Below are 6,015 nucleotides of genomic sequence, written 5' to 3'. Positions count from 1 at the left end.
GGCAGATGAAGCTGTTTTGATTGGCGCAGCGCGGCCTGAATCATCGTGACGCCGTTTTTGCTAACGCAGCAAATCGTCGGGTTCGCGCTTGAACTCGCCTTCCAGCACATCGTCGTTGGCCGGCCGCAGCGGATCCGCCTTGCGCCGGCTCCAGGTGCCGGGAGCCAGCAACAGCAGCAGCGCGGCAGCATCGCTGATGAAGCCGGGGAAGACAAGCAGGCCGCCGGCGAGGAGAATGCGGCCGCTGGCGAACAGCGCGGCCAGCGGATGCGTGCCCGACTGTACCGAGAACAGCAGGCGCGCGCCCCAGGCAACGCGCTCGGTGCGAATCAGCATGACCCCGGCGATGGCGTCGAGCAGCAGCCACGGCAGCACCCAGCCGCCGATGGCGTCGGCCATCCAGAAAATGCCGATGGCTTCCAGTACCGGAAACGACAACAGCAGTAGCACAAACCAACCAAAGCGCATGACATGAAACCTTTGTTAGTCTTGACCAATGTACCCGATCGGGGCGCCGCCGAAAAACTGGCGCTCGCCCTGGTCGAGCGCCGCGCGGCGGCGTGCGTGAACGTTTTGCCGGCATGCCACTCCATCTACCGTTGGCGGGGCGCGGTGGAAGCAAGGGATGAAATCCCTTTGCTGATCAAAACCACCGCGGCGAATTACCCGCTGATTGAAGCCATTGTCCGCGCGCAACACCCTGACGATGTACCCGAACTGATCGCCGTACCGATAACGCACGGCCTGCCCGCTTATCTCGACTGGGTGGCCAAGGAGACTGAAAAACATGATTAAGTGGATTCGTTTGCTCGGCGTATTACCTTTACTTTGGGGTGCATTTGCGCACTTTCCAGTGGCCCACGCCGAAGAATTTCTTGATCCCGAAGTTGCATTCAAGTTCTCGGCGCGCGCGCTCGATGCCAACACGCTGGAAGCGCGCTGGCAGATTGCGGACGGCTATTACATGTACCGCGACAAGTTCAAGTTCGAGCTTGCCGGCGCCACCCTGGGCGCGCCGCAGCTGCCGCCAGGCAAGATGAAGCAGGACGAATATTTCGGCAAGGTCGAAACCTATCTCAAGGACGTGCGTATCGCGCTGCCGATCCAGCGCACGCCGGGCGCCACATCGGTCACGCTGAAAACCACCTCGCAGGGCTGCGCCGACGCCGGGCTGTGCTACACCCCGCAAACGGTCAGCGCGACCATCAAGCTGCCGGCGCCGCTGGCTGTACTCCCTGTGGCCGCGCCGGAAGCCGTGGCCACGCCGATAGCGACTGCCGCGCTGGATGGCTTGCGCAGCCTGGCCGGCGATAACGGGATGCCGAACGTGCTGCCGCCGGACGAAGCCTTCCTCGTCGCGGCCGCCATGCCGGATACGCAGACGGTCAAGTTCGACTACACGCTGACCGCAAACACTTATCTGTATCGCGACAAACTCGCCTTTGCCGTCAAGTCGCCGGCCGATGTGAGCGTGGCGAGTGTCGACACGCCGGCAGGCGACATCGAGGACGACCCGACCTTTGGCCGTACCGAGGTGTATCACCGTGATTTTGCCGCCGGCGTGACGCTGTCGCGCGCGCTCGCCGCAAATGAAACTCTGCTGCTGGAGGCAACCTGGCAGGGTTGCAATGAAGCGGTGGGCATCTGCTATCCGCCGATCAAGCGCGAATTTTCCCTGGCGGCCAATGGCGCTGCCACACCGCTGGCCGCGGCCGGCACTCCGGTCGAGGCGACGAGCGACGACACTTCGCGCATCGAACGCGTGCTGGAAGACGGCAGCTTCTGGCCGGTGATCGCCACCTTCTTCGGTCTCGGCTTGCTGCTGGCGTTGACGCCCTGCGTGTTCCCGATGATTCCGATCCTGTCGGGCATCATCGCCGGGCAGAACACCAAAGTGACCAAGACCAGCGGCTTTCTGCTGTCGTTTGCCTACGTGCTGGGAATGGCGATCACCTATGCGGTGGCCGGCGTGGCGGCGGCGTTGTCAGGAACCCTTATTTCCAACGCCCTGCAGAACCCGTGGGCGCTCGGCATCGGCGCGCTGATTTTCGTTGGCCTGGCGCTATCCATGTTCGGCTTTTACGAGCTGCAATTGCCGAGTGCGCTGCAGAGCAAGTTTTCCGAGCGCGCCAACAAGATGAAAGGCGGCGATTTCTTCGGCGTGTTCGCCATGGGTGCGTTGTCGGCCGTCATTCTTGGCCCCTGCGTCGCGCCGCCGCTGGCCGCCGCACTCGCCTTCATCGCGCAGACCGGCAACACCGTTCTCGGCGGCGTGGCGCTGTTCGTGCTGGCACTGGGCATGGGCGTACCGCTGCTGCTGGTGGGCCTGTCGGCCGGAGCGCTGCTGCCGCGTGCCGGCGGCTGGATGAATGCGGTGAAGTATTTCTTCGGCGTGATGATGCTGGCGATCGCCATCTACCTGATCTCGCCGGTCATTCCGGGCTGGGTCGGCATGCTGCTGTGGGCACTGCTGTTGATCGCGTGCGCAATCTACCTGCATGCGCTCGATCCGTTGCCGGCCCACGCATCCGGCTGGTCGCGGCTGTGGAAGGGGCTGGGTGTGGTGCTGCTCATCGGCGGCCTGGCGATCCTGCTTGGCATGTTGGCGGGCAGCCGCAACCTGTTGCAGCCGCTCGACGTGTTCAAGGGCGGCGTTGGCGGCGTGGCGGTCGCGGCCGAGCAGAAAGGCCTGACGTTCGAGAAAGTGAAGGATGTCGCCGAACTCGACGCGCGCCTAGCGGCGGCGAAGGCCGATGGACGCGCGGTGATGCTCGATTTTTATGCCGACTGGTGCGTGTCGTGCAAGGAAATGGAACGCTTTACTTTCAGCGATCCCAAGGTGCAGGCACGGCTGCAAAACGTGGTCCTGCTGAAGGCCGACGTTACCGCCAACAACGAAGCCGACAAGGCGCTGTTGAAGCGCTTCAAGCTGTTCGGCCCGCCCGGACTGATTTTCTGGAACAGCGCGGGCGCGCAGTCGGATTACAAGGTAATCGGGTTCGAGAAAGCCGAAAAATTCCTGTCGAGCATCGACTCGGCACTGGGACGCTGACGTCGCCTGGCCGTTTCAGGACGGCCGGCTTCCCACGCGCTTTCGCGCGCGGTGACGCCCTTCAGGGCTGACGCTGCAGTACCGCGATGCTGTCCAGCAGCGGGGTGACGATGGGCTGGATCTTGCGCCGCATCAGCGAGCCGATTGCAGTGGTCTTGAGAAAGATCGGCCGCACGCTGTCGGCATCCGCCGTGGCCAGCGTATCGAGCGCTGCGCAGTCCGGCTCCAGCAGCGGTGCGGCTGCGAGCACCGCGGCACGCGCCGCACCGCGCGCGGCCTCGTCGGCCTGGCGCAGCGGTGCGCACCACTGCGCCAGCGCGTTCAGCGCGTGGTTGACCACTTCCTGGATTTCCGGACGGTCGAGGACGAGCGCGGTGGTGGCGAGGAAGGTCTGTCCCTGCCCCGACAGCGCCTTTTCCAGCATCGCGCTGTAAGGATTGCCGGCAATTTCCGGTACGCTGGCGTGGTCGGCGCGCGCGCCGCGCGGATTCGGCAGCGCATCGGGCTGCAATTCGAGGAAGGCCACGTAATACGAATTACGGCTGCTGCCGCGTTTCCAGATCGACAGCCGTTCAGCGTCGGTCAGCACGCCCGAAACCAGCATCACCGCCACGGTATCGAGAATGCCGACATCGTCCTCGTGCAGGAAGGCCAGGTGCTCGATCAGGAATTCCGCCAGCGTGCGGCCTATGCTGCCATGGCATACCACGTCGCGCATCAGCATCAGCCGCGCGTTTTCGATGGTCGGCATGCACCACCATGCGTAGCGCGCCAGTTCGTCGGTCAGCGCGGGCGAGTGCACCACCGCGACCACCGCTTCCTCTTCGGCGATCAGCAGCAGCTGCGCCAGGTGCTGGGCCGACAGCCCGGCCTGCGACTGCCGCGTCCAGCGCGTCAGATGCACCGGGTAGCCGCCGGGCGATCCCAGCGCGTGGCCGGACAGCTGCTCGCGCACCCGCTTCAGGTAGCGGTCGGAACGCTCGTTTGGCTTCAGCGGCACGCTGGCTTCGCCCTGCGGCGTCAGCGCCCACAGCGTCATGGTCGACTCGTCGATACGGACGGCTTTGAGTTCGGTGTTGAAGAGGACGTTGAGGCGTAATTCGTCTTCGGGGGACAGTTCGTCGTTCATGGGGGAAACCCTTTTTCATCCGCGAAGGACGCGAAGTACCGCGAAGAAAATCAAAGCACATCTTGTTTTCGCGGTACTTCGCGTCCTTCGCGGACAAATGTTTTTACAGCGATTTGAACACTTCGCGCGCGGCGGCAATGGTGGCGTCGATGTCGGCGTCGCTGTGCGCGGCCGAGACGAAGCCCGCCTCGAATGCCGATGGCGCGAGGTAGATGCCATGGTCGAGCATGGCGTGGAAGAAGCGGTTGAATTTTTCGCGGTCGCCTGCCATCACCTCGGCAAAGCTGGCGGGCGGCGTGGCGGCGAAATAGAGGCCGAACATGCCGCCGACCGAGTCGGCGCAGAAGGCAACGCCGGCGTCGTCGGCCGCAGCGGAGAGGCCCTTCACCAGCCGCTCGGTGCTGGCGCCGAGATTCGCGTGGAAGCCGGGTGCGGAAATCGCATCCAGCGTCGCCAGCCCGGCCGCCACCGCGACGGGGTTGCCCGACAGCGTGCCGGCCTGATACACCGGGCCGGTCGGCGCCAGCGCGTCCATCACGTCGGCGCGGCCGCCGAAGGCGCCCACCGGCATGCCGCCGCCGATCACCTTGCCGAGGGTGGTCAGATCCGGCTTGATGCCGAGCAGCTTCTGCGCGCCGCCGAGGTCGACGCGGAAGCCGGTCATCACCTCGTCGAAAATCAACAAGGAACCATGCTGGTCGCACAGCCGGCGCATCGCCGCCATGAACGTCGCGGTCGGCTTGACCAGGTTCATGTTGCCGGCGAACGGCTCGACGATGATGCAGGCGATCTCGCTGCCGATCTCGGCGAAGGTGCGCTCAAGGCCGGCAACGTCGTTGTAGTCGAGCACGATGGTCTGCGCCGCGGTTTCCGGCGGCACCCCGGCCGAGGTGGGGTTGCCGAAGGTGAGCGCGCCGGAGCCGGCCTTCACCAGCAGGAAATCGGCGTGGCCGTGGTAGCAGCCCTCGAACTTGATGAACTTGGAGCGGCCGGTGAAGCCGCGCGCCAGCCGGATCGCGCTCATCGTCGCCTCGGTGCCGGACGATACCAGGCGCACTTTCTCGATGCTCGGCAGCAATTGCGTGATGCGTGTGGCGATGGTCAGCTCGGCCTCGGACGGCGCGCCGAACGACAGGCCGTTGGCGGCGGCGTCGGCAACCGCCTTGACGGTGCCCGGATGCGCGTGCCCGAGGATCGCCGGACCCCACGAGCCGACGTAGTCGATGTATTCGCGGCCGTCGGCGTCCCACACCCGCGATCCCTGGGCGCGGCTGAAGAATACCGGGGTGCCGCCGACGCTCTTGAAGGCGCGCACCGGCGAATTCACGCCGCCGGGGATGACTTTCTGCGATTGTTCGAAAAGCTGTTCGTTGCGGTTCATGGTTCGGTTCACTCTTCAGATTCGGTTGCAAATAATTGATTCAGGTCATGCGCGGCGGCGCGGATGTCGGGCGCATCGAACAGTGCCGACAGGACGGCCAGGCTGTCGGCGCCGGCGTCGAGCAATTGCGGCGCGTTGGCGAGCGTGATGCCGCCGATGGCGACCAGTGGCACCCGGATGACGGGCGCGGCCTCGTGCAGCAGGTCAAAGCTGGCGCGCGGCGCCGCCGGCTTGGTGGGCGATGCAAAGAAACTGCCGAAGGCGACGTAGTCGGCGCCCGCGGCCTGCGCCGCCTGCGCCAGTTCGAGGCTCTGGTAGCACGAAGCGCCGATGAGCTTGTCGCGGCCGAGGATGAGGCGTGCCTCGCGCAGGCTGCCGTCGTCGCGTCCCAGGTGCACGCCGTCGGCATCCGCCAGATCGGCCAGCCGCAGGTCGTCGTTGACGATCAGCGGC

The 6,015-nt window shown here is 65.2% G+C and carries 6 protein-coding genes; 2 read left to right on the top strand and 4 right to left on the bottom strand.

Annotated elements, in window-relative coordinates; translation table 11 throughout:
• Positions 1-60 precede the first annotated feature (60 nt).
• Entirely contained in the window at positions 61-468 is a 408-nt protein-coding gene (locus Q0L94_RS02920) for an FxsA family protein (RefSeq protein WP_296749929.1), read from the bottom strand.
• Positions 469-471: 3 nt separating this feature from the next.
• On the opposite strand from Q0L94_RS02920, the gene cutA reads away from it, so the two are divergent.
• Both cutA and dsbD read left to right on the top strand, forming a co-directional pair.
• A complete protein-coding gene (gene cutA / locus Q0L94_RS02915; RefSeq protein ID WP_296749927.1) occupies positions 472-795 on the top strand; it encodes a divalent-cation tolerance protein CutA in 324 nt (107 codons plus the stop codon).
• Positions 796-853: 58 nt separating this feature from the next.
• The gene (dsbD, locus tag Q0L94_RS02910; RefSeq protein WP_296749926.1) at positions 854-3,052 is read left to right on the top strand and encodes a protein-disulfide reductase DsbD; all 2,199 of its coding nucleotides are present in this window, start codon (positions 854-856) and stop codon (positions 3,050-3,052) included.
• A 61-nt stretch (positions 3,053-3,113) separates the two neighbouring features.
• Here dsbD and Q0L94_RS02905 read toward each other — a convergent pair whose 3' ends face one another.
• The 3 genes from Q0L94_RS02905 to Q0L94_RS02895 all read right to left on the bottom strand — a co-directional run.
• The gene (locus tag Q0L94_RS02905; protein ID WP_296749925.1) at positions 3,114-4,181 is read right to left on the bottom strand and encodes a hypothetical protein; all 1,068 of its coding nucleotides are present in this window, start codon (positions 4,179-4,181) and stop codon (positions 3,114-3,116) included.
• A 103-nt stretch (positions 4,182-4,284) separates the two neighbouring features.
• Positions 4,285-5,562 (bottom strand): glutamate-1-semialdehyde 2,1-aminomutase, encoded by a 1,278-nt coding sequence (gene hemL, locus Q0L94_RS02900; protein WP_296749924.1) that lies wholly within the window; start codon positions 5,560-5,562, stop codon positions 4,285-4,287.
• Positions 5,563-5,570: 8 nt separating this feature from the next.
• The coding region (locus Q0L94_RS02895) for a thiamine phosphate synthase (RefSeq protein WP_296749923.1) at positions 5,571-6,015 on the bottom strand (445 nt) is incomplete at its 5' end.

The organism is Thiobacillus sp., from assembly GCF_024708915.1.
The sequence above is the reverse complement of the archived record's forward strand: the minus strand, read 5'-3'. Positions and strand labels throughout refer to the sequence as shown.

Bases quoted from the DNA above. Each gene is read 5' to 3' on its own strand.
- Q0L94_RS02905 (WP_296749925.1), bottom strand. From the start codon at position 4,181: ATGAACGACGAACTGTCCCCCGAAGACGAATTACGCCTCAACGTCCTC.
- cutA (WP_296749927.1), top strand. From the start codon at position 472: ATGAAACCTTTGTTAGTCTTGACCAATGTACCCGATCGGGGCGCCGCC.
- Q0L94_RS02920 (WP_296749929.1), bottom strand. From the start codon at position 468: ATGCGCTTTGGTTGGTTTGTGCTACTGCTGTTGTCGTTTCCGGTACTG.
- hemL (WP_296749924.1), bottom strand. From the start codon at position 5,562: ATGAACCGCAACGAACAGCTTTTCGAACAATCGCAGAAAGTCATCCCC.